Below are 20403 nucleotides of genomic sequence, written 5' to 3'. Positions count from 1 at the left end.
TATGCCCAACCGGGCCTTCCGAAGACCTTTCCACAATTTTATCTCATCATTTCTAACACATTGACATTATGAAAGTTAAACACGTTGCCGCATTCACCGCATTGCTACCCGGAGTTTTAACATTGATTAACATTTGATATCCAGACAATGAAGTTAAGCAAACAATTAACGATCTTATTTTTATTAATCACCTTCGGTTTTTACCCGGGGTATACACAAGATGGCAAACATGTGGTGGTCACAGGAAGGATTACGACATCCAATGGATCGCCTGCGGGGCACGTATCCGTTCGCGTGAAGGGTACACCATTTGGTAGCCAAACGGACGATGCGGGCGTTTATCGGATTGAACTCGATAAAACAGGACCACTTACGGTGGAAATCAGCGCGCTGGGCACCGCCAACCAGTCGAAAACGATTACCGCCTATCCGGGTGAAACCCATACGCTGGACTTCAACATCGATATGACTAGCCAGCAGTTGGAGGAAGTGTTGGTCAGCGAAAGGCGTGGGAGTTATAATATCCTCGCACCATCCCCCACATTGCGATTGAATGCGCCGCTGATCGAGATTCCACAGAATGTGCAGGTGGTGTCAAACAAATCGCTTTCGGACCAACAGGTCATCAGCATGAGTGACGGGTTGATCAGGAACGTAAGCGGCGCTGTTCGACTGGAGCACTGGGGTAATCTTTATACAAATATCAGTATGCGAGGTACCCAGATACAGGCATTCCGGAATGGCTTTAACGTCGTGGCCTCCTATTGGGGGCCGCTCACGGAAGACATGAGTTTCGTTGATCATATCGAATTTGTGAAGGGTCCCGCCGGGTTTATGTTATCGAATGGCGACCCGTCGGGATCATATAACGTGGTAACGAAGAAGCCGACCGGGGAAACGAAGGGTGAGGCTACGCTTACGATAGGAGAGTACGACCTTTACCGCGCCACACTGGATTTGGATGGCAAACTTAACAAAGGCGGTACGTTATTATATCGCTTCAATGCGTCGGCACAGACCAAAGGGTCGCATCGCGCCAATGAATTTGACAACCGGTATGCAGTGGCACCAGTGATTTCCTATCAAGTGGATGCCAAAACGAAGATAACCGCCGAGTATACGTTGCAATATGCGAACATGTCCGACGTGGGCTCGTACTACGTATTCGGCCCTACGCCCGATGGATACGCCAGCCTTCCGCGCGACTTTACCATGATGCCAGTGGGCTTGGAACCGACGAATATCAAGGACCAGACTTTTCTGTTGAACTTCACGCACGATATCGATACCAACTGGCGATTGACGGCCCAGGGGTATTACCTGCTATATGACCAAGTGGGATCCTCGATGTGGCCTGCGTCTGAAATGACCGACGACGGTAAAATCATCCGGGGCGTGGGCGTGTGGGATGCGTTCAGCGAGACGAGCTTGGCGCAGGTATTCGTTAACGGTAAGCTTACGACGGGCCCCGTGAGACACCGTATCCTGATCGGTATCGATGTTGGCAAGAAGAACTACTTGGCCGACTGGGGGCAGTCGCACGCGCTGGATACCGCTAATGGTGGTGAATTCGACGTGCATAACCCCTACTTGGGTGTGCCGGTAAACGGTTATCCTTCTTTTGACCGTACCACTAGCCTGGAGGCGCGTGCGGCGCTGGCTGGCGGGGCGATGACCCAGCAATACAAAGGGATTTACCTGCAAGATGAACTGGGATTTTTTAATAACCAGCTACGGCTCACCCTGGCGGGACGCTTTACCTCGGTAAGCCAAAGTGCGTGGGGCGGTGCACCTGATAAGGCCAGCCACTTTACACCCCGGGTAGGGTTGAGCTGGAGTGTAAACAAGCATACGGCGCTTTATGCGCTCTATGACCAAGCATTCGTGCCCCAGTCGGGACGCATTTTTGATGGAGGAAAGGTAAGGCCCATCACCGGCAATAACCAAGAGCTTGGTTTGAAACGCAGTTGGGCGAACGGCGCGTGGAACACATCGGTTTCGGCATACCGTATCCTGAAAGAAAATGAATTGACGTCTGATCCGCTGCATAGTACCCCAACTGAAAGTTATAGCATCGTTCTTGGCCAGAAGGTAACGCGCGGTATCGAGTTTGATGTTCATGGGCGGTTAGCCCCGGGGCTCGACCTTATCGCTAATTATGCCTATACCGACGCTGAAGTAACTAAAGTGGCCGAAGGCGTTACCGACTATGAGGTTGGCGACGATCTCTTAGGCTACGTGGCGAATACGGCAAATAGCTGGTTATCCTATCGCATACAGCGTGGTACATTGCGGAACTTAGGAGCGGTGGCTGGGTTTACCTGGTTGTGGGACCGCAAAACAGATAACTGGGATACAAGTGATGTGCGGCTACCGGATTACTTCAAGATGGATGCCGGATTGTTTTGGGAGAATGACGACCTGCGCATCACGGCTAATCTTTTCAATGTATTGGATGACTACCTGTTTACTGGTTCGTACTATTCGTGGAACAATGCGTTTTACTGGCAATCTGAAATGCCACGCAATTTGCGGGTGAGTATCGGATATAAGTTTTGATTGTACGCAGGAATAGGTATGAAAAATAAAAGGGGCTTCAAAGCCCCTTTTTTGTTATGTCGCTGTCTACTTATATAGCGATCGACGTATCCATCACGAAATCTTCGTCGCGGAGATGCACGATTTCTGTGGCTTTTTCATAGTTGGTGGATTTCTTAGAGAAGAAATCATGTTGGGTGGTTTCCACACTGAGCCCGTTCAATACGATTGGATTTACACGTTTTACCTCGAACAGGGGCTCGAAGCCCAAGTTCATCAGCGCCTTATTTGCGTTGTAGCGTACGTATTCTTTTACTTCGGCGGTGAGGCCTACTTCGGTATAGATTTCTTCGGTATACTTGAGCTCATTTTCATACAGTTCGTTGAGCAGCTCCAACAGCTTTTCTTTTGTTTTTTCGGGGTGAGGCAGCGTTTTGTATACATCCTGCGCGAGGAGACCCACAAACACACCGTGGATGGATTCGTCGGCTACGATTTTTTTTATGATGTCTGCGCTGGCTACCATGTGGCCCTGTCCGCAAAGCCACAATGGAATGAAAAAACCACTGTAAAATAGGAAAGACTCTAGGAATACCGATGCACATAAACCCATGAACAGATCCTCCTTGCTGATGTCGGTATCGGCCAGTTTTCGGTAATGCTTGTCGATGGTTGATGCCTTAAACTGCAGGTATTTGTTGTTCTGTACCCATTGGAAGATGTCTTCGATATCGCGGGATGTGGCTACCGTGGTGAAGATGGTTGAGTACGACTTGGCATGGATGGCTTCCATCATACACATGTATGCCAGTACCGATTTGTTCTGTAGCGAATCGATATGGTCCATGATTTTGGGCATGCCCGTGTGGCTTTGTAGGGTGTCTAGTAAGGTCAGGCCTCCCAATGCTTTTTTATAACATTCCCGCATCTCGGGGGAAAGGGCTTTCCAACTGTCGATATCCTTGGAAGGAATGTATTCGGTGTCTATCCAGAATTGTTTGATGTTCTGTTCCCAGAACATCAGCGCGTAGTCATTTTCAGGGTCGTTCCAGTTGACGGCTTTATATTGTTTCATTTGCTTTCTGCTTTTTTGCTCTTTGCTCTTTGCTCTTTGCTCCTTGCTCTTTGTTCCTTGTTCCTTATTCCTTGCTCCTTGCCTGCAAGGCTACGCCGAGCACGATACACACTCATTGATTGATGACTTCCGCGTGCGTGTGTAGTACAACGATTTCAATCCTATTTTATGTCCATAGATATAGTATCTGGCCAAATCGCGGGTGTTATCTTTGGAGTTGGTGTGAAGGATGGTGGATATCCCCTGATCCACATGTCGTTGGATAACGGAAATCAACCGCAACACCTTCATCTGGTCCATGTCGTAAGCCGATTTGTAATAGAAGTAGTTATCATTGGTGAGGTAGGGCATGGGGTAATAGGTGGTGCTATCACCGTACTCCCGTACTTCAATGGTATCTACTATAGGCATCACCGAAGCGGTGGCGTTCATGATGTATGAGGTCGACTGGTTGGGAGCAATGGCGATACGGTAGGCGTGGTATATGCCGTGTTCCTGTACTTGTTGTTTTAATGCCTTCCAATCTTCCATTGAAGGAATATCGACACCTGCGAATAATTCGGTTACCTTGATGGTCGTGGGGAAATAGTCACGGGTAACGTATTTGTCGAAATATGACCCATCGGCATACGCTGTTTTCTCGAAACCCTCGAACGTTTGCTTCCGCTCACGGGCGATCTCCATGGATGCCTGCAGCGAATAATAGTTGACCATCATGAAAAAGACGTTGGCAAAGTCCAGTGCTTCCTCACTTTCGTACATGATGAAATTCTTCGCGAGGAAACCGTGAAGGTTCATCGCACCCAAGCCTACGCTGTGCAATTCGCGGTTGGCCTTTTGGATAGACGGCACCATAGCGATGTCGGTCACATCGGTGACCATAGTGAGGGCGCGCATCGCCGTTTTTACAGACTCCTTAATCCGCTTGTTATCCATTACGGTAGCGATGTTGAGTGAGCCCAGGTTACAGGAGATACCGTATCGGATGGTGTCTTCCTGTCCGTAGATATTGATGTCAGATACCTCGGATACCTGCATGATTTCTGTACAGAGATTGGAAAACTTGACTTTGCCGATACCGTTCAACGCATGTTGTTTATTGGCATTTTCTTTAAAGAAAATGTAGGGATAGCCACTCTCTTTCTGCGTTTGGGCTATTTTGACTAACAGGTGTCGGGCGTTGATTTTGCGTTTCTTAATTTTGGGGTTGGTAACCAGCTCATCATACATTTCGTCCATATCCAGATTGTCGAGGGGCTGGCCATATTCCTGCATCACGGTGTGCGGGTAGATCAAGTAGCACGGCTCGTCTTTGGTGGCCAGTTCCATGAATTTATCGGGCACGATGACGCCAATGGAGAGCGACTTGATGCGGACTTTCTCGTCTACATTGATTTTTTTGCAGTCAAGGAACTCCTCGATATCCGAGTGGAAGATGTTGAGATACACCGCTCCCGCTCCCGGCCTTTGACCCAATTGGTTGGCATAGGAGAAGGTGTCTTCGAGGATCTTCATGATAGGTAGTACACCGCCAGCACGGCCTTCCACACCTTTGATGGCTTCACCACGGGCGCGGATTTTCGAAATATTGAAAGACACACCGCCACCGATTGAAGACAGTTTCATCGCTGAGTCTACCGCATAACCTATTCCATTGAGGTTGTCGCCGATTTCATCGAGGAAGCATGATACTAACTCCCCCGAGCGTTTTTTCCCAGCATTGAGAAACGTGGGGGTGGCTGGTTGGTATTCTTGGTTAATCAACAACTCAGCGTATTCCAAGGCTTGGTCTACCCCGCCGTGGCGGGCAAGGAACAGCGAGACAGCGGCAACGCGGTCCTCGTATCGTTCCAGGAATTTCTCGCCTGAATCATCGCGCAGGGCGTAACTTTGGAAAAACTTGAATGCACTCATGAATGAGGCGAAGCGGAACTTTTTGGAAGCGATGAAATCGTACACCCGTTCCATCTCTTCGAAGGTAAACCACTCATAGAAATTGATGTAGTAATTGTTTTCGATGAGGTAATCTATTTTTTCCTTGAGGGTATAAAAGAATACGGTGTTTTTATTGACATACTCGAGGAAATAAGCGCGCACAGCTTCCTTGTCCTTGTGCAGGCTGAATTCCTCATCGTTCTTGATCATGATTTCGTTATTGAGCAATATCCAGCTCTTTGCTACCTCGTTTGTTACCATGGTTTCTCCTTGCTTTGATGATGGCGATAAATTCATTAATGTCTTCGTTGGTTCCCGATAGCTCAAATTTCAATGCCAATGGGATACCATATTCGGTGGCAATTTTGTTTCCGGCGACGGCGAAATTCTGTCCCCAATTCCGGTTTCCGCTCGACGATACGGATAGGATATACGGACTTGCCCGTTGCAGGAAGTCCTTTGTGGTTTCGGGAATTTCCCCGAACCGTGTAGTGAAGGTCACTAAATGGCCTTCTTGCACGGCTACGGTATCCGGTTGGATTTTGTGTATTTCCCATCCGGTTACTCCAGCCACTTTGTGCATAAAACGTTCTACGTTGCCTGTTTTGCTGTCGTAATATATCCGCTCCATGTTGCAAACCTTCTTAGATGTCAAACCCCCACATGCCGAGGGGGTCTAATTTTTATTGTGATGACGCCTTACTGCACGGGCATTGTGCAGACCTGCTGGGCTTGGCAGGTTATTGTACGCTCAAGGCCGATAGCTCCTCGGGCTTAAACCCAATGATGCGTTGGGTCTCTTGATTTTGGTTCAGTACGATGACAGTGGGGACCGTACGGACCTTATACTGGATGGCTAATTCCGGCTTGTCAAACGGATTCACTTTTTCATAGGAAATACCTCTGCGGTCGAGAAACTCCGACACTTGGTTGCAGGGCGCACAATCGTTTTTTTCAAACTTAATAATCCGTGTCATACGCTGTAAAATTTTTATGTTCAACTTCTGCCGGAGGCCAATCGTCTTTCACGGTAGCTTCCGACTATCTTCTGCCATGCGGTTGGTAAGTTGTAGCCTTTGAACAAATATCAGCTATTTAATTCCAGGTAGGTAGCAATTGTTATCAACAGATGTGGAATTATACACATTGTGGATAATTGAGGTGGATAGGGGTAGGTTTAATACGTTGGTTATTAGGTTTGTGGTGTCTTTTGAGTTGTTTTGAAGGTTGCCGTTGTGGAGAATTGACTGCCGTTTTCGGTATGTTTATTGATACACCAATATATTCAGTCAATCACAGTTTCCGCCTCGGTCATATCAAATATTCAAATAATGTAGGGTCGTTGTTTACTTCCTTAAAATCGAAACGGTTCTTACGCATGCTGTTCACCAATGCCGTGTAATCGGCGGCGTTTTGCAACTCGATACCTACCAGTGCTGGCCCGCGTTCGCGCTGCGTTTTTTTGATGAATTCGAAACGGGTAATATCATCGTGAGGGCCGAGAACTTCGTTGACGAATAGCTTAAGCGCACCTGGGCGTTGAGGAAAACGGACAATAAAATAATGCTTAAGCCCTTCATAGAGCAAGGATAGCTCCTTGATTTCTGCCATGCGGTCGATGTCATTATTACCACCGCTCACAATGCACACTACTTTTTTACCCCTGATCTGTTCAGCATAGGCATCGAGTGCTGCGACGGAGAGTGCGCCTGCGGGCTCGGCTACAATCGCATCCTTGTTATACAGTTCGAGGATGGTCGTACAGATCTTGCCTTCAGGAATCAGTTGTACATCGCCCAACAGCATGCTTCCGTACCGATAGGTTAGGTCTCCGATACGTTTCACCGCAGCACCATCGACAAAGCGATTGATTTCGTCGAGGGTTATCGGTCCGCCGTTTGCCAAGGCGGCTTTCATGGAAGGGGCACCTTCCGGTTCGGCTCCAAGGATGGCGATTTCCGGTTTCGTTTCCTTGAAATAATTCCCTATGCCAGCAACCAAGCCCCCGCCGCCGATGGGAACGATAACCATATCGGTGTCGGGCTGGTCATGTAGGATTTCAACGCCTACGGTACCTTGGCCCTCGATGATATCGGGGTCGTCGAAGGGGTGGATGAAGGTAAGGCCGTGTTGGGCGCCGTATGCGGTAGCGGCTTGTTGGCAGTCGTCGAAAGTGTCGCCGGTAAGGATGATCTCGATGCGGTCGCCTCCAAACATCTCCGTTTGGCTAATTTTTTGCCGTGGAGTGGGGCCGGGCATGAATATGACGCCATTGATGCCGAGCCGTTTGCATGAAAAGGCCACACCCTGCGCGTGGTTGCCGGCACTTGCGCACACCACGCCTTTAGCACGCTCGGTCGCGGTAAGTTTGCTGATTTTGTTATAGGCACCCCGTAGTTTATAGGAACGGACCACCTGTAGATCCTCGCGCTTAAGGTAAACGGTTGCGGCATGTTTCTCCGACAGCCGTTGGCTATATTGAAGCGGGGTGTGATAAACCACACCCGCCAATCGTTCAGCTGCCGTTACCGTGCGATGTTTCATGAAGCGGGAGTTTCCACTGCTTCGGCCAGCTTCACCTGGGCCGCCAACCAATTACCCACCTCGCTGGTTTTGTACGCCTTGTTTTTACCTGATAGGTCTTCTGTGACGATACCTTCGGCCAACGATTTGTTGACGATGGACCGGATAAGGGCTGCTTCATCAGCAAGGCCAAACACATCCTCCAACAGCATAGCGGCGGATAGTACCGTAGCCAGCGGGTTAGCGATGTCTTTGCCCGCCGCTTGGGGGTAGGACCCATGTATGGGCTCGAATAGCGAGGTGTGTACACCTATGGAGGCCGACGGCATCAGCCCCATGGATCCCGAAATGACGGAGGCTTCGTCGGTGAGGATGTCACCGAAGAGGTTCTCGGTGATCAATACGTCGTACGCACTGGGCCATTGGACCAAACGCATAGCTACTGCATCGACAAATTCGTAGCTTACTTCCACTTCCGGAAAATCCTTCTCCATGTCCTGCACGGTTTCACGCCATAGACGGGAGCTTTCGAGGACATTGGCTTTATCTACGCAACAAAGCTTTTTACGGCGGTTCATTGCCATCTCAAAGCCCAGCTTTGCCAGGCGCCGCACTTCTTCGCGGGTATAGGTACAGGTATCGAATGCGGTGTCCCCACCATCTTTCCGTCCGCGCTCACCAAAATAGATTCCTCCTGTGAGTTCTCGAAGGATAATCAGGTCCGTTCCTTCGATGCGTTCCCTTTTCAAAGGGGAGTTATCGATCAATGAAGGAAATGTAAAGGTTGGCCGCACGTTGGCGAATAGGCCAAGTTTCTTGCGCATTTTCAATAACCCTTGCTCCGGACGCACAGGGGCTTTGGGATCGTTGTCATAACGGGGGTGACCAATGGCTCCGAAGAGCACGGCATCGGCGGCCATGCAGATTTCGTGGGTAGCCTCGGGGTAGGGGTCGCCCACGGCATCAATGGCCGCGGCCCCGGTCAAACCAGACGTCCATTTTACTTGATGTCCGAATTTGTCGGCAATCGCGTCAATCACTTTTACCGCTTGGGCAACTACTTCAGGCCCGATTCCATCGCCGGGCAACTGCGCTATATTTAATTCCATTTTTGTAAATCTAATGTCTTGTGTCTAATGTCTCGCGTTCAATATCCAATTTCATCATCCGTTCCACATCCAGGATAATATTGAGCATCTTCTGGGTAGCCTTGATGGCTGAGACCGTTTGATCCGAGTCTAACCCACGTGTCGAAAATGTTCGTTTCGCCGTCTGCCAGGTAATGGTGGTCTCGCAGAGTGCATCCGAACTGCTTCCCGGTGCGATGCGTACATTATAATCAATTAAGGCCGGCAGCCGGATATCATTCTTTGAATAGGCCATGGTTAGCGCGTTCATGAAGGCATCGAACTGGCCATCTCCCTGTGCATGTTCCTCAAACAATTTACCATGTACGCGAACGGCAATGGTTGCCGATGGGCGGAAGCCTTTGGCATGGGTGAGCACGTAGGATTCGACCAGGATCTGCTGTTCCTGCGCGCCGGTGGTCAGCACGTCGGAAATAATGTATGGCAGGTCTTCGGTAGTTACCGTTTCTTTTTTATCGCCCAGTTCGATGACCCGCTGGGTCACCTTTTTCAGGTCTTCCTCATTCAGCTTGAGTCCCAGCTCCTGCAGGTTCTTTTCGATATTGGCCTTGCCCGAAGTTTTTCCCAATGCATATTTGCGCTTGCGGCCGAAACGTTCAGGCAACAGGTCGTTAAAATAAAGATTGTTCTTGTTGTCGCCGTCTGCGTGGATACCGGCCGTCTGTGTGAAGACGTTATCGCCCACCACCGGTTTGTTGGTAGGTATCCGTATACCCGAAAAGTTTTCTACGAGCTTACTTACCGTGTAAATGGCCGATTCGTTGATGCGTAGCTCGGCGTCGGGCAGCAGGTCATTGATTACCGCCACCGCGCTCGCCAACGGGGCATTGCCGGCCCGTTCACCCATTCCATTAACCGTGAGGTGGAGGCCGTTTATGCCAGCCTTCACCGCTTCCAATACGTTTGCCGTACCGAGGTCGTAATCGTTGTGTGCGTGGAAATCGAAGTGCATCTGCGGATACTTAGCCCGTATAGACGAAATGAACGCGTGGGTATCGGCGGGCGAAAGGATACCGAGGGTATCGGGCAGCATGATCCGCTCGATGGGCTGCGATGTGAGGAAATCGAGGTATTCCCACACATAGTTAGGCGAATGGCGCATACCATTACTCCAATCTTCGAGATACACGTTGGTACGGATGCCGCGCTCGGCAGCTAATTCAATTACGTCGGTAATCTCATCAAAGTGTTGCTGCGGGGTTTTCCGCAATTGATGCGTTAGGTGGTTCAGCGAGCCTTTGGTAAGCAGGTTCTGTACATTGATTCCCGCCTGTTGCATCCAAGTGATCGACTTGCCACCATCTACAAACGAGAGTACTTCCACGCGATCCAAGTAACCGTTATGCGCAGCCCACCCAGCAACGGCCTCCACACATTCAAACTCGCCTTGTGAAACGCGTGCGGAAGCAATCTCCACGCGATCTACCTGCAGTTCCTCCAGGAGTAACTGTGCGATGGTCAGTTTTTCTGAAACCGAGAACGACACACCCGATGTCTGTTCGCCATCGCGTAATGTCGTGTCCATGATTTCAATCGTCCTGCTGGCCATGTGATTACAGTGGAAGTGTCTTAGAAAATGTTTCGATATCGGATTTTATATTGAGTAGGTAATCGATGTCATCGAAACCATTCATCATGTTGCTTTTTTTGTAGCTGTTGATGTCGAAAGACTCTTTTTCGCCTGTTGACTGTATGGTCACGGTTTGCGTGGGCAGATTGACCTCCAACTCGGTTGCTGGATCGGCATAAACGGCAGCGAACACTTTCTCCAGGAATGCGGCACTCACCTGTACGGGCAGTACGCCTACATTCAGGCAATTATTGCGGAAGATATCGGCAAAGAAGCTGGATATCACACATCGGAAACCATAGTCGTAAACAGCCCATGCGGCGTGTTCGCGGGATGAGCCCGAGCCGAAGTTTTTGCCACCGATAAGGATTTTCCCACGGTAGGTGGGATCGTTCAAAACAAAATCCGCTTTTGGTGTATTATCGGGATGGTACCGCCAATCACGGAAGAGGTTATCGCCGAAACCTTTCCGTTCAGTTGCTTTAAGGAATCGCGCCGGTATAATCTGGTCGGTGTCCACATTCTCGATGGGGAGTGGAACCGCTGTACTGGTCAATATATTGAAACTGTCGTATGCCATGGATATTAAATAAGTGTTCTTGGATCAGTTACTTTGCCGGTTACGGCAGCAGCTGCCGCTACCAGGGGGCTCGCAAGTAAGGTGCGGGCACCGGGGCCTTGCCGACCCTCGAAGTTACGGTTCGATGTACTCACCGCATATTTTCCTGCCGGTATTTTATCATCGTTCATCGCCAAGCAAGCCGAGCAACCCGGCTGCCGCAACGTGAAGCCGGCTTCGGTAAGGATGTCGAGGATACCTTCTTCACGAATCTGCTTTTCGACAACGTGCGAACCGGGCACCAGCCACACCGTCACGTCTTCTGCTTTCCGTTTACCTTTAACCAAAGACGCAAAGGCGCGGAAGTCCTCTATCCGGCCGTTGGTGCAACTGCCCAGGAACACATAGTCGATTTTCTTTCCGACCATGGCTTCTCCCTCATGGAAACCCATATAACCGAGTGATTTCTCAAAGGTCGCCTTCGCCGCTTCCACCTGTTGCGCGTCGGGAATATCACGGGTAATCCCGATACCCATACCCGGATTAGTACCGTAGGTAATCATGGGTTCTATTTGCGAACCGTCGAACGCAAGTTCCTTGTCAAATTGGGCGTCCGAATCGGTTTTCAGTGTCTTCCAATAGGCCATCGCTTTGTCCCAATCTGCACCTTTGGGGCTGAACTCGCGGCCTTCGATGTAGTCGAATGTCGTTTGGTCAGGTGCGATCATCCCCCCACGAGCACCCATTTCGATGCTGAGATTACAGACGGTCATGCGCCCTTCCATGCTCATCTGCTCGAATACCGAGCCGGCATATTCGACGAAATACCCGGTAGCACCTGATGTGGTAAGCTGGGAAATAATGAATAAAGCTACATCCTTGGGCAATACACCACGGCCTAATGTACCGTTGATGGTGATGCGCATTTTCTTCGGCTTCGGTTGCATGATGCATTGCGTGGAAAGGACCATTTCCACTTCGGAGGTTCCGATACCAAATGCGATGGCACCGAATGCTCCGTGGGTGGAAGTGTGCGAATCGCCGCATACGATAGTAGCGCCGGGTTGCGTAATACCGTTTTCGGGGCCGATTACATGGACAATACCATTTTTATAGTGGCCCAGTCCCCAATGCGGGATGCCGTATTCCTTCGTATTCTCTTCCAATGCCCTCAATTGATTGGCAGATAATGGGTCTGCCACGGGCTTGTCCTGATTTATTGTCGGCGTATTGTGGTCTGCCGTCGCAAATGTACGCGTTGGATACAGTACACGGATTCCGCGGTTGCGAAGTCCCAGAAAGGCCACCGGACTGGTTACTTCATGGATCAAATGCCGATCAATAAATAACACATCAGGCCCTCCTTCGATCTTATGCACCACGTGCGCATCCCACACTTTGTCAAATAATGTCTTACTCATTTTTATAGTTGTTTCGTTTTTTGCTATTTGCTTTTCGCGCTTCGCTATTTTACTCTCCAGATTAGGATGAGAGGTTTTCGATTTATACCTAAATAAATTTATTCAAAGCATCGAGATAGGCGTTTGCGGAAGCCCTAACAATATCTGTGCTGAATCCGTAGCCCATATAGGATTTGTCTTCATATACGACTCGCATATCCACTTTGCTCACGTCGTCACTGCCACCATGTATCGAGTGGATATTGAATTCCTTGATTTCAATGTGCTTGCCCGTAATTTCCTCAATGGCTTTAATGGTGGCGCTCACCGGACCGTTGCCGTTAGCGGTGGTCGTAAACTCTTCGCCATTGTACGCCAATTTGATGGTGGCCACGGGCGCCCCTTGGTCGCCGGTAGTTACTTGCAGCGCATTAATGGCCAACCCATTCTTGAAATTCTCTTCAGCTTTTGCACCCATCAGTTGAAGCAGGTCATCGTCTTTCAGTTCCTTTTTTACATCCGCCAGTTCCAAGAAACGCTGGTAGACCTGGTCGAGATCGATGCGGTCACTAGCATACCCTAAGCGCACCAAATGATGTTTCAATGCGTGCCTACCGCTCCGGGCGGTCAATATAATTTCCGATTGGTCGATACCGACATCCTCTGGGTTGATGATTTCGTAATTTTCCCGGTGCTTGAGCACCCCATCCTGATGGATGCCCGAACTATGCGCAAATGCATTACGCCCTACAATCGCTTTGTTGGGCTGGACAGGCATGCGCATCATCCGGCTTACTGTACCGCTTAGCGGATACAGTTGTTTGGTATTGATCTCAGTATGCAATCCGAGCGACTGGTGCACTTTCAACGCCATGACGACCTCTTCTAGTGATGTGTTTCCTGCCCGCTCGCCGATACCATTGATGGTACATTCTACCTGCCGGGCGCCGTTTTGCAGGCCGGCTAAGCTGTTTGCGGTCGCTAAACCCAGGTCATTGTGACAGTGGACGGAGATAATGGCTTGGTCGATATTTTTAACATTGTCTTTAAGATATTTGATTTTAGCACCGTATTGCTCTGGAAGACAGTAACCATTGGTGTCGGGTATATTCACTACAGTGGCACCGGCGGCAATTACCGCTTCGATCATGCGGGCGAGGTATTCGTTGTCGGCCCGGCCAGCATCTTCTGCGTAAAACTCGATGTCTTCAACGAAAGTCTTAGCATATTTCACAGCATCCACTGCACGTTCCAAGATAGCTTCACGCGTGCTGTTGAATTTGTATTTGATATGCATGTCTGACGAGCCGATACCGGTGTGGATACGGGGATGCTTAGCATATTTCAGTGCCTCAGCCGCGCGGTCGATATCGCCTTTTACGGCCCGCGTAAGTGCACATACCGTAGGAGACGTCACCAACTTGGATATTTCCACGACGCTGTTAAAGTCGCCGGGACTTGAAATCGGGAAACCAGCTTCGATAATATCTACACCCAATGTCTCCAAGGCTTCTGCGATGATGAGTTTTTCCGGGGTAGTCAATTGTGAGCCCGGCACCTGCTCTCCATCCCGGAGGGTAGTGTCAAAAATATATATGCGGTTAGGATCGTGCAACATAATAAGTTGTTTTTTACGTTTTTGTTATATGTTCTCGTAAGCTGCTTAACATACAAGCTCGTTCATCTCTTCGATTAGTTTCGCTTCTCCTTTTTCAAGTATCATTTTCTTTTCCAAGCAATTGGGTAATTGGGTCTCGTAATGGCCGACATAAATCAACGTTTTACCGAAACCGCATAACTCATCGACTACGGTATTAAATAGGGCCGTTTGTGTATGGTCAAGCCCTTGGCACGGTTCATCCAATATGAGCAATGGTGGGTTTTTGACAATCGTTCGGGCCAATAATACCAAGCGCTGTTGCCCTAAGGGAAGTGTGGTGACCAATCGGTCCTTCACGTCAGTAAGCTCGAAGAACGCTAGCAATTGGTCGATTTTCTGCCGTTTTTCGTAACTGACCTGCTGGAACAGACCGATACTGTCATAAAAGCCGGAAGCTATGGCTTGCCATACGCGCGCGGTTTTGTCGAAATACCAGTGTAATTCGGGCGAGATGATGCCTATACGTTCTTTGATCTCCCAGATACTCTCGCCACTTCCGCGTGGTTGGCCGAAGAGGCTGATATTGTTGGCATATGCCTGCGGATGATCGCCCGTGACCAAGCTCAGCAAGGTGGATTTTCCTGATCCGTTGTGACCTTGAAGCAGCCATTTTTCACCTGCCCGTACGGTCCAATCCACTCCTCTCAGGACTACTTTATCGCCGTAACGGACATGGATATTTTCCATATGGACCATTACGTCTGAAGACGATGCCGGTGCTTCCTTAAGGAACGCGGGAAGCGTTTGCCGCGTACGGTTCACATCCATTGAAAGCGCCTTAATGGTATTTACGGGATTGATTTTACCTTTCTCAATTTCGGCAAACCGATTCATACAATCTGGCAGGTCTGTTTCATTAGTGACGAGTATCAACTGCACCCCACGGGCTGCTAAGTCTTCGAAAAAGCTGTTCAATTTTCGACGTGATGCGTTATCCAACCCTGTGTAGGGCTCGTCCACGATCAGCAATTGAGGTCTTAACCATAGTGCTTTGATCAATTGCAACTTCTTGTGCTCACCACTGGAGAGCTCTATTAGCTGGGTACCTTTCAAATCAGCGAATTCAAAAAGCGCCAGATAGGGTTCAAGGTCCGCTAATGACAGGCCTTCGGATTCAGCATAAGCTGATAATTCGGCATATACCGTCAACGTATCGTTCTTCTGTTGCTTGTTATATCGCTGTTGATAATAAAAATTGCGATCGCCCTCCAAATTGGTGAATTGATACCAATTGGATACGTATAATATGCGTGGTGGCAGCGAGGATTCGTAGTCAAAGTTGATTTGGATGCTACCACTTGTTTTTTCAAGCCCTGCCAACGATTTGGCCAGTGCACTTTTGCCCGAACCGCTTTTGCCGCCGATAAGCCAATGCTCCCCACGGCGTACCTGCCAGTCCAATTGATCCAATACCACTACGCCCGCATACTGCAGGCTCAATTGGTCGATATGGACGACGGGATCAGTCATTGTTATATGCTACAAATTTACGTAAAATGCCTATAATATACAATTATGCCCTCTTTTGGCTTGTTAAACCTATCCGGACCAGCTGTCGTAATTAGTAGCCTTTGCCGATCCGGATAGGACTTGGTTAAACCGTTTTTATCGCTTTCATGGCTGTCATTGCCTTGCGCAGTACCGCCCCCACTTTTTCCACGGGGTGGGTACGTATCGCTTCGTTGACAGTAATCAGTGCTTGGTTGTCAACCGCAAGGTCTTTGCCTTGGTTGAAATCCCTGCCAATGATATCCGTATCCACGGTTTTCATGAAGTCAGCCAATAGCGGCTTACACGCGTGGTCAAATAGGTAACAGCCGTATTCAGCGGTATCTGAAATCACACGGTTCATCTCAAAAAGCTTTTTACGTGCGATGGTATTGGCTATTAGTGGTGTCTCATGCAATGATTCATAATAAGCTGATTCGGGTTTGATGCCGGCTTCAACCATGGTTTCAAATGCGAGTTCAACCCCGGCTTTGATGTAGGCAACCATAAATACTGCGTGGTCAAAATATTCCTGTTCGCCGATTTTTACATCACCGGCAGGTGTTTTTTCAAAGGCGGTTTCGCCGGTAGCAGCACGCCAACCCAAAAGTTGCTTATCACCGTTTGCCCAATCTTCCATCATGGTGCGGCTGAACTCACCACTCATGATGTCGTCCTGGTGCTTTTGAAACAACGGTCGCATAATTGCCTTCAGTTCTTCGGAAACTTCAAAAGCCTTGATTTTAGCTATGTTGCTTAGGCGGTCCATCATCGCCGTAACACCACCCTGTTTCAATGCTTCGGTAATGACCTCAACGCCATACTGCACCAATTTGGATGCGTAGCCCGCATCGATGCCTTTTTCGACCATCTTGTCAAAAGACAGAATGGATCCCGTTTGTAGCAGTCCGCATAAAATCGTTTGTTCGCCCATCAAATCGGATTTGACCTCAGCTACGAACGATGAGCGCAATACGCCGGCCTTATGGCCACCTGTTCCCACGCAATACGCTTTTGCCTCTGCGAGGCCTTTTCCTTGCGGGTCATTTTCGGGGTGAACTGCGATGAGTGTCGGAACGCCAAAACCACGCAAATATTCCGCCCTCACTTCGGAGCCAGGACATTTGGGAGCAATCATGATGACCGTAATGTCCTTACGGATCTGTTTCCCTTCTTCAACGATGTTGAAACCGTGCGAATAGGAGAGTGTAGCACCTTCTTTCATCAACGGCATTACGGCATCGATGACCGACGAGTGTTGTTTGTCGGGGGTCAGGTTGCTGACTAAATCGGCCGTAGGGATAAGCTCTTCGTAAGTGCCCACCGTAAAATGATTATCGGTCGCATTCTTCCACGAGTCGCGCTTTTGTTCGATGGCCTCTTTGCGGAGCGCGTAGGAAACATCCAGTCCGCTGTCTCTTAAATTGAGCCCTTGGTTGAGCCCTTGAGCACCACAGCCCACGATGACGATTTTTTTGCCTTTTAATGCGCTAACGCCGTCATTGAATTCACTGATGTCCATGAATTCGGCAACGCCTAATTGGTTCAATTGTTCTCTAAGGGGTAAGGTGTTGAAATAATTTGCCATTGTTCTATTTATGTAATTGACTTTTTTGTTCGTATACTGCTTTTCTCAATGCGGTAGCATAGCCCAAGTGGAGATTGTCGTGGGCAAGCGTCACCGTAAAGACCTTTTCTATGGTATCCATTTGGAGACCGTAAGTTGCGGTGGCATAGGGGACAATCGAAGCGAACACTCCGTTTTCATAATCGCGCTCGATTTGCAGAATGGTCTCCACAGCTTCTAATTTCAATATTTCGAGCTCTTCTGCATTGATCCAGTTGGTTGGCGCTGTGCCTTTTGCATAAGCCGATAGGAATGGTATTTCCCGATCCGGTTGGACATTGGTCCTGCGATAGCACAGCCCTTGCGTACTCACCACGATATGTCCGAAATTCCAGCCGATGTTATTTCGGAAACCATCGGGGATGGCATTGATTTCATCGATGCCCAGCCCCTCGATTAATTGAGTAAATGTTGCCCGTGTTTGTTTGATGTATTCGAAAATTGCAGCTGTCATCTTGATGGTATCGTTTATTACATCGTAAACACTTTGTCTTGTTTGTTGAGGTAACGGTTCTCTACCACTTCCCCTGCCGGTTCGGCTTCTTCAAACTCCTTCAGTTTTTTATGGAAGCCTTCACTATCTTTAATGATGGCAATTCGGGCACTCCGTACAAACTCAATGAGGTTATATTCAGCCAATGCTTCCGTGAGCGCGTCGATTTCTTCACGGTGTCCTGCAGTTTCGAATACGGTGTAGTCGTTGCGTATCACCACGGCACTCGCGCCGTATTGGCGTAACAGCCGCTCAACGGGTGCTTTTTCGGTAACTACCTCCGTAGGTACCTTATACAAGGCCTGTTCTTGCCAGATGACCTCATCATTGGTATTGTAATACGCCTTCAATACTTCCACCTGCTTTTCGATTTGTCGGCATAATTTACGGACCACTTCTTCGGTTTCATTGATGACGAGGGTAAACCGATGGATGCCTTCGGCTTCCGATGGCGATGTGTTAAGGCTCTCGATGTTGATCTTGCGTCGCGAGAAGATGGTGGATATACGGCCGATCATGCCGATGCTGTTTTCTGTATAAAGCGTTATCGTATATTCCTGCTTTTCCATATTTTTCAAAAGTTAAAAACCAAAAAGTCAAAAAAACAAACTACTTTAACCTTATTTCACTAACGCTGCTACCTTGAGGTACCATGGGAAAGACGTTGTTTTCCTTGCCCACCATCACTTCGAGGAAGTAAGATCCATCATAGTCGATCATCTCCTTCACCGCCTGTTTCAGGTTCCCGCGGTCGCTGATGCTACGACCGGGTATGCCATAGCCTTTGGCAACCGTGACAAAATCGGGACTGGTAATATTGACAAACGAATATCGCTTGTCGTGGAAGAGTTGTTGCCATTGTCGTACCATCCCCAAAAACTCGTTATTGAGGACGAGGATTTTTACCTTGGCTCCGAATTGCATGATGGTACCTAATTCTTGGATGGTCATCTGGATACCTCCATCGCCGATTACGGCAACCACTGTGCGGTCGGGCGTGCCGTACCACGCGCCGATAGCCGCAGGGAGCCCGAATCCCATGGTACCTAACCCACCCGAGGTAACATTGCTCTTGGATCGGTTGAATTTCGCATAGCGGCAAGCCACCATCTGGTGTTGCCCGACGTCTGTAACGATGACCGCATCACCACCGGTAAGTTCGTTGACAGTCTTGATGACTTCGCCCATGGTCATGATATCGGTAGTGGGGTTGAGCTCGCCGTGGATGACTTCCTTTATTTCCTCCTGTTCCAACTCGCGAAAGCGCGCAACCCATTCCTTATGTTCACGTTTGGTGATCAATTCCGTCAGTAATGGCAGGGTCTCTTTACAGTCTCCCCATACGGGAACGGTTGTTTTCACGTTCTTATCGATTTCGGCGGGGTCGATGTCGAGATGGATTACCAGGGCCTGTTTGGCGTATTTGTCCAGCCTGCCCGTTACGCGGTCGTCGAAGCGCATACCGATGGCGATAAGCACATCACACTCGTTGGTAAGTACGTTTGGCGCGTAGTTGCCGTGCATGCCCAACATACCCACATGCAATGGGTGGTCCGTTTCGAGGGCGCTAAGCCCCATTACCGTGGCTGCCGAAGGGATTCCTGCCTTTTCGATGAACGCTTTGAACTCGGCCTCCGCCTTGCCAAGGATAACGCCCTGACCGAACAGAACAAATGGCTTTTTGGCCTCGTTGATCAAATCAGCTGCTTGTTGCACATATTCCCGGCGCACAATGGGCTTCGGGCGGTAACTACGGATGTGGTTACACATTTGATAGCCGGCGTATTCGAACGACTGGATTTGTGCGTTCTTGGTGATGTCGATCAAAACAGGGCCTGGCCGGCCTGTACGGGCCACGTGGAATGCTTTGGCCAATGCCGTGGGTATTTCGCAGGCATCGGTAACTTGATAGTTCCATTTGGTTACGGGGGCGGTGATGTTGATTACATCGGTTTCCTGGAACGCGTCGGTACCGAGAAGGTGTGCAAATACCTGTCCGGTGATGCACACAATGGGGTTGCTATCAATCATGGCATCGGCAAGGCCGGTTACGAGGTTGGTAGCGCCCGGGCCGCTGGTAGCGAAGACCACGCCTACGCGACCCGATGTGCGGGCATAGCCTTGGGCGGCGTGGATGCCGCCCTGTTCGTGGCGCACCAAGATGTGCTTTATCTTTTCATTGTAATCATACAGCGCATCATAGATGGGCATGATGGCACCTCCGGGATAACCGAATACGGTATCCACACCTTCTGCCAACAACGCTTCGAGCACAGCCTGCGAACCACTCAATGGAGTCGTTTCTGTGCCAACGTTCAAATGGCCCTGCGAGTTGTTGTCTTTTGTGATTTCCAATGTGTTCATAGTTTTATTTTTTGTTTTGGCTT

General features: G+C 49.3%; 16 protein-coding genes. 1 reads left to right on the top strand and 15 read right to left on the bottom strand.

Annotation, left to right across the window (positions count from 1 at the left end):
* Nucleotides 1-147 precede the first annotated feature (147 nt).
* Nucleotides 148-2559 carry a TonB-dependent siderophore receptor gene (locus ACO1NT_RS10490; RefSeq protein WP_449048582.1) on the top strand — a complete coding sequence of 804 codons (2412 nt, stop codon included), beginning with the start codon at nucleotides 148-150 and terminating at the stop codon, nucleotides 2557-2559.
* A gap of 70 nt (nucleotides 2560-2629) precedes the next feature.
* On the opposite strand, the gene nrdF is transcribed toward ACO1NT_RS10490, so the two are convergent.
* From nrdF to ilvB, 15 genes are all read right to left on the bottom strand, one after another.
* Nucleotides 2630-3613 carry a class 1b ribonucleoside-diphosphate reductase subunit beta gene (nrdF, locus tag ACO1NT_RS10485; protein WP_449048581.1) on the bottom strand — a complete coding sequence of 328 codons (984 nt, stop codon included), beginning with the start codon at nucleotides 3611-3613 and terminating at the stop codon, nucleotides 2630-2632.
* A gap of 90 nt (nucleotides 3614-3703) precedes the next feature.
* On the bottom strand, nucleotides 3704-5809 hold the full coding sequence (gene nrdE / locus ACO1NT_RS10480; RefSeq protein WP_449048580.1) for a class 1b ribonucleoside-diphosphate reductase subunit alpha: 2106 nt from the start codon (nucleotides 5807-5809) through the stop codon (nucleotides 3704-3706).
* On the bottom strand, nucleotides 5766-6179 hold the full coding sequence (gene nrdI / locus ACO1NT_RS10475; RefSeq protein ID WP_449048579.1) for a class Ib ribonucleoside-diphosphate reductase assembly flavoprotein NrdI: 414 nt from the start codon (nucleotides 6177-6179) through the stop codon (nucleotides 5766-5768). Before nrdI ends, nrdE begins: the two co-directional genes overlap by 44 nt.
* Before the next feature lie 109 nt (nucleotides 6180-6288).
* A complete protein-coding gene (locus ACO1NT_RS10470) occupies nucleotides 6289-6525 on the bottom strand; it encodes a glutaredoxin family protein (protein WP_449048578.1) in 237 nt (78 codons plus the stop codon).
* 334 nt (nucleotides 6526-6859) lie between these two features.
* Nucleotides 6860-8092: a threonine ammonia-lyase IlvA gene (gene ilvA, locus ACO1NT_RS10465; protein ID WP_449048577.1), complete on the bottom strand. Its 1233-nt coding sequence runs from the start codon at nucleotides 8090-8092 to the stop codon at nucleotides 6860-6862.
* The gene (gene leuB / locus ACO1NT_RS10460) at nucleotides 8089-9180 is read right to left on the bottom strand and encodes a 3-isopropylmalate dehydrogenase (RefSeq protein WP_449048576.1); all 1092 of its coding nucleotides are present in this window, start codon (nucleotides 9178-9180) and stop codon (nucleotides 8089-8091) included. The genes ilvA and leuB overlap by 4 nt, the downstream gene beginning before the upstream one ends.
* Nucleotides 9181-9190: 10 nt before the next feature.
* On the bottom strand, nucleotides 9191-10768 hold the full coding sequence (locus ACO1NT_RS10455) for an alpha-isopropylmalate synthase regulatory domain-containing protein (protein WP_449048575.1): 1578 nt from the start codon (nucleotides 10766-10768) through the stop codon (nucleotides 9191-9193).
* A gap of 4 nt (nucleotides 10769-10772) precedes the next feature.
* Nucleotides 10773-11369, bottom strand: a complete 597-nt coding sequence (gene leuD, locus ACO1NT_RS10450) for a 3-isopropylmalate dehydratase small subunit (RefSeq protein ID WP_449048574.1) — start codon at nucleotides 11367-11369, stop codon at nucleotides 10773-10775.
* 5 nt (nucleotides 11370-11374) lie between these two features.
* A complete protein-coding gene (gene leuC / locus ACO1NT_RS10445) occupies nucleotides 11375-12769 on the bottom strand; it encodes a 3-isopropylmalate dehydratase large subunit (RefSeq protein WP_449048573.1) in 1395 nt (464 codons plus the stop codon).
* A gap of 88 nt (nucleotides 12770-12857) precedes the next feature.
* Nucleotides 12858-14366 carry a 2-isopropylmalate synthase gene (locus ACO1NT_RS10440; protein ID WP_449048572.1) on the bottom strand — a complete coding sequence of 503 codons (1509 nt, stop codon included), beginning with the start codon at nucleotides 14364-14366 and terminating at the stop codon, nucleotides 12858-12860.
* A 45-nt stretch (nucleotides 14367-14411) separates the two neighbouring features.
* Nucleotides 14412-15878, bottom strand: coding sequence for an ATP-binding cassette domain-containing protein (locus ACO1NT_RS10435; RefSeq protein WP_449048571.1), 1467 nt, complete (start codon nucleotides 15876-15878; stop codon nucleotides 14412-14414).
* Nucleotides 15879-16002: 124 nt separating this feature from the next.
* Nucleotides 16003-17484, bottom strand: a complete 1482-nt coding sequence (gene ilvC / locus ACO1NT_RS10430; protein ID WP_449048570.1) for a ketol-acid reductoisomerase — start codon at nucleotides 17482-17484, stop codon at nucleotides 16003-16005.
* A 4-nt stretch (nucleotides 17485-17488) separates the two neighbouring features.
* A complete protein-coding gene (locus tag ACO1NT_RS10425; RefSeq protein ID WP_449048569.1) occupies nucleotides 17489-17977 on the bottom strand; it encodes a DinB family protein in 489 nt (162 codons plus the stop codon).
* Nucleotides 17978-17994: 17 nt separating this feature from the next.
* Entirely contained in the window at nucleotides 17995-18585 is a 591-nt protein-coding gene (ilvN, locus tag ACO1NT_RS10420; protein ID WP_449048568.1) for an acetolactate synthase small subunit, read from the bottom strand.
* A 40-nt stretch (nucleotides 18586-18625) separates the two neighbouring features.
* Nucleotides 18626-20380 (bottom strand): biosynthetic-type acetolactate synthase large subunit, encoded by a 1755-nt coding sequence (ilvB, locus tag ACO1NT_RS10415; RefSeq protein WP_449048567.1) that lies wholly within the window; start codon nucleotides 20378-20380, stop codon nucleotides 18626-18628.
* Between the last annotated feature and the right edge of the window lie 23 nt (nucleotides 20381-20403).

It is taken from the genome of Parapedobacter sp. (genome assembly GCF_053550995.1).
This window is presented reverse-complemented; position numbering and strand designations above follow the sequence as displayed.

Excerpts from the sequence above, each read along its gene's own strand:
- ilvB (WP_449048567.1), bottom strand. The coding sequence starts at position 20,380 with ATGAACACATTGGAAATCACAAAAGACAACAACTCGCAGGGCCATTTG.
- leuC (WP_449048573.1), bottom strand. The coding sequence starts at position 12,769 with ATGAGTAAGACATTATTTGACAAAGTGTGGGATGCGCACGTGGTGCAT.
- leuD (WP_449048574.1), bottom strand. The coding sequence starts at position 11,369 with ATGGCATACGACAGTTTCAATATATTGACCAGTACAGCGGTTCCACTC.
- nrdE (WP_449048580.1), bottom strand. The coding sequence starts at position 5,809 with ATGGTAACAAACGAGGTAGCAAAGAGCTGGATATTGCTCAATAACGAA.
- ACO1NT_RS10455 (WP_449048575.1), bottom strand. The coding sequence starts at position 10,768 with ATGGCCAGCAGGACGATTGAAATCATGGACACGACATTACGCGATGGC.
- ACO1NT_RS10435 (WP_449048571.1), bottom strand. The coding sequence starts at position 15,878 with ATGACTGATCCCGTCGTCCATATCGACCAATTGAGCCTGCAGTATGCG.
- ilvC (WP_449048570.1), bottom strand. The coding sequence starts at position 17,484 with ATGGCAAATTATTTCAACACCTTACCCCTTAGAGAACAATTGAACCAA.
- ACO1NT_RS10440 (WP_449048572.1), bottom strand. The coding sequence starts at position 14,366 with ATGTTGCACGATCCTAACCGCATATATATTTTTGACACTACCCTCCGG.
- leuB (WP_449048576.1), bottom strand. The coding sequence starts at position 9,180 with ATGGAATTAAATATAGCGCAGTTGCCCGGCGATGGAATCGGGCCTGAA.
- ACO1NT_RS10470 (WP_449048578.1), bottom strand. The coding sequence starts at position 6,525 with ATGACACGGATTATTAAGTTTGAAAAAAACGATTGTGCGCCCTGCAAC.
- ACO1NT_RS10425 (WP_449048569.1), bottom strand. The coding sequence starts at position 17,977 with ATGACAGCTGCAATTTTCGAATACATCAAACAAACACGGGCAACATTT.
- ilvN (WP_449048568.1), bottom strand. The coding sequence starts at position 18,585 with ATGGAAAAGCAGGAATATACGATAACGCTTTATACAGAAAACAGCATC.
- ilvA (WP_449048577.1), bottom strand. The coding sequence starts at position 8,092 with ATGAAACATCGCACGGTAACGGCAGCTGAACGATTGGCGGGTGTGGTT.
- nrdI (WP_449048579.1), bottom strand. The coding sequence starts at position 6,179 with ATGGAGCGGATATATTACGACAGCAAAACAGGCAACGTAGAACGTTTT.
- ACO1NT_RS10490 (WP_449048582.1), top strand. The coding sequence starts at position 148 with ATGAAGTTAAGCAAACAATTAACGATCTTATTTTTATTAATCACCTTC.
- nrdF (WP_449048581.1), bottom strand. The coding sequence starts at position 3,613 with ATGAAACAATATAAAGCCGTCAACTGGAACGACCCTGAAAATGACTAC.